We start from the raw sequence: 352 nt of genomic DNA, 5'->3' as shown, positions 1-352 counted from the left end.
AAATTTCTTGAAGCATTATTTTTTCTGAATAATTCTTGGCGCAGTTTTTAAGGCATACGAAATCTCAACCAAAGCCATAAATCTTTCTATTCTTTCAGAGTACAACTTTTGCAAATCAGAAGTTTCAATTTCTTTTTGTATCAATCTATTTTCCTTTTTATATAAAGATTTCATATTCAAATGTACAATTTTAGAAAAACATTTCGACTAATTCTTATATTCTATTCTCATTTACTTGCTTTCTTCTCTGCTCGAAATAAATTCCACCAATTAAAAGTAACAGCATTCCAATCGAACTAAAAAGTGCAATTATACTTCCTGTTTTTATAACTTGTGGTTCAAACTTGAATTC

The 352-nt window shown here is 27.6% G+C and carries 1 protein-coding gene; it reads right to left on the bottom strand.

Annotation, left to right across the window (positions count from 1 at the left end; all coding sequences use genetic code 11):
* Positions 1 to 15: 15 nt before the first annotated feature.
* On the bottom strand, positions 16 to 174 hold the full coding sequence (locus AB674_RS22960) for a hypothetical protein (RefSeq protein WP_165579406.1): 159 nt from the start codon (positions 172 to 174) through the stop codon (positions 16 to 18).
* Positions 175 to 352 lie beyond the last annotated feature (178 nt).

It is taken from the genome of Flavobacterium sp. ABG, from assembly GCF_001027725.1.
GTDB classification, from domain to species: Bacteria; Bacteroidota; Bacteroidia; order Flavobacteriales; family Flavobacteriaceae; genus Flavobacterium; species Flavobacterium cupriresistens.
This window is presented reverse-complemented; position numbering and strand designations above follow the sequence as displayed.

Coding starts and splice junctions, on each gene's coding strand:
- AB674_RS22960 (WP_165579406.1), bottom strand. CDS start 174: ATGAAATCTTTATATAAAAAGGAAAATAGATTGATACAAAAAGAAATT.